Source organism: Streptomyces tricolor (assembly GCF_002155905.1).
In the GTDB taxonomy this organism is placed as follows: Bacteria; Actinomycetota; Actinomycetes; order Streptomycetales; family Streptomycetaceae; genus Streptomyces; species Streptomyces tricolor.
In genome coordinates, this window is sequence record NZ_MUMF01000737.1 from 1 (window position 1) to 2,078 (window position 2,078).

Consider the following 2,078-nt stretch of genomic DNA (forward strand, 5'->3'; position numbering starts at 1 on the left):
CCGCGGCCGGCCGGTCCGCGGTGTCGCCGGGCTGCGCGGGCGGGTCCTCGTCGAAGAAGTGCGGGCCCGTCTCCTCCACGGACGGGCGGGCGGGGGTGACGCCGGGCGGCGGGGTGAGCGGCTCGCCGTCCTTCGGCGCCGGGCGGCTGGTGCCGGGCACCCAGGAGGCGCCGTTCCAGTACCGGACGTAGCCGGGGATGGACGGGTCCGGGTAGTAGCCCTCGCGGGGCCGGTCGTCACCTGGGGCCGGGGTTGGGGCGCTCATGTCCGTCGTCCCGTATCTGCTCGGGGGTGGGATGGGGGCCTCCACATCTATCAGACGTGGGCAGTCCGCAGCGCCAGTCCCACCGGACCCACCCCTTTCCGGGCAACGCCCGTACCGGCTCTCACCCGTCCGCGAAAAGAATTTCCCGGAACCCGCGTAATGGTCCGCCCCCTGCCTTCTCTCCTGTGCTGCGGGCCCACTCCGAGCGGCCCCGACCAGAAAGGAAACGCAGGTCATGCAGCACACCGTGGTGGAACGCGAGCTGGAGCTGAGGCTGATCCTGTCGCCGGAGCGGAGCGTCCCGGTCCCGGCCCGGCTCAGCTACCGCTCCGACGATCCGTACGCCGTCCACATCGCCTTCCACATCAACTCCGAGCACCCGGTCGACTGGACGTTCGCCCGTGAGCTGCTGGTGGAGGGGGTGTTCCGGCCGTGCGGGCAGGGGGACGTGCGGGTGTGGCCGACGAAGGCGGACGGCCGCACCGTCGTGCTGATGGCGCTGAGTTCGCCGGACGGCGACGCGCTGCTGGAGGCGCCGGTCCCGCAGGTGTCGGCCTGGCTGGAGCGGACGCTGCGCGCGGTGCCGCCGGGCACGGAGGGCGGGCAGCTGGGCATCGACGACGCGCTCGACCAGCTGCTCGCCCAGTGAGCCCGGCCTCAGAAGAGCTTGCCCGGGTTGAGGATGCCCAGCGGGTCGAAGACCTGCTTCACCGCCCGCTGCATCTCCACGCCGACCGGCCCGATCTCCCGGGCCAGCCACTCCTTCTTCAGGACGCCGACGCCGTGTTCGCCGGTGATGGTGCCGCCGAGTTCCAGGCCGAGGGCCATGATCTCGTCGAAGGACTCGCGGGCCCGGCGGGACTCGTCGGGGTCGCGGGCGTCGAAGCAGACGGTGGGGTGGGTGTTGCCGTCGCCCGCGTGGGCGCAGACGCCGATCGTGAGGTCGTACGCGGCGGCGATCCGCTCCACGCCCTCCAGCATCTCGCCGAGCCGGGACCGGGGCACGCACACGTCGTCGATCATCGTCGTGCCCTTGACCGCCTCCAGCGCGGTCAGCGAGAGCCGCCGGGCCTGGAGGAGCAGTTCGGACTCGGCCGCGTCCTCGGCGGGCACGACCTGGGTGGCGCCGGCCGCCTCGCACAGGGCGCCGACGGCGGCCAGGTCGGCGGCGGGGTCCGGGGTGTCGAAGGCGGCCAGCAGCAGGGCCTCGGTGGTCTCGGGCAGTCCCATGCGGGCGAGGGCGTTGACCGCCTTGACGGTCGTACGGTCCATCAGTTCGAGGAGGGAGGGGACGTGCCCGCCGGCCATGATGCGGCAGACGGCGTCGCAGGCGGCGGCCTGGGAGGCGAACTCGGCGGCCAGGACCAGCTGCTGGGGCGGCTTGGGCTTCAGCGCGAGGACCGCCCGGACGACGATGCCGAGGGAGCCCTCGGAGCCGACGAAGAGCCGGGTGAGGTCGTAGCCCGCCACGCCCTTGGCGGTGCGCCGGCCGGTGGACATCAGGCGGCCGTCGGCGAGGACGACGTCCAGGCCGAGGACGTACTCGGCGGTCACGCCGTACTTGACGCAGCACAGGCCGCCGGAGGCGGTGCCGATGTTGCCGCCGATGGTGCACATCTCCCAGCTGGAGGGGTCCGGCGGGTAGTACAGGCCGTGCTCCTCGACCGCGCGGGAGAGGGCCGCGTTGACCACGCCCGGTTCGACCACGGCGATCCGGTCGACGGGGCTGATCTCCAGGATGCGGTCCATCTTGGTGAGGGACAGCACGATGCAGCCGTCGATGGCGTTGGCGCCGCCGGACAGGCCGGTGCGG

The 2,078-nt window shown here is 73.0% G+C and carries 3 protein-coding genes; 1 reads left to right on the plus strand and 2 read right to left on the minus strand.

The features are described 5' to 3' along the window. On the minus strand, positions 1-265 hold a 265-nt coding region (locus tag CCN44_RS38540), incomplete at its 3' end, for a DUF2510 domain-containing protein (RefSeq protein ID WP_143650315.1). A gap of 235 nt (positions 266-500) precedes the next feature. Here CCN44_RS38540 and CCN44_RS38545 point away from each other — a divergent pair. Beyond that, entirely contained in the window at positions 501-914 is a 414-nt protein-coding gene (locus CCN44_RS38545) for an SsgA family sporulation/cell division regulator (protein WP_059249793.1), read from the plus strand. An 8-nt stretch (positions 915-922) separates the two neighbouring features. On the opposite strand, the gene CCN44_RS38550 is transcribed toward CCN44_RS38545, so the two are convergent. Continuing rightward, on the minus strand, positions 923-2,078 hold a 1,156-nt coding region (locus CCN44_RS38550; RefSeq protein ID WP_086703501.1), incomplete at its 5' end, for an FAD-binding oxidoreductase.

Excerpts from the sequence above, each read along its gene's own strand:
- CCN44_RS38545 (WP_059249793.1), top strand. The coding sequence starts at position 501 with ATGCAGCACACCGTGGTGGAACGCGAGCTGGAGCTGAGGCTGATCCTG.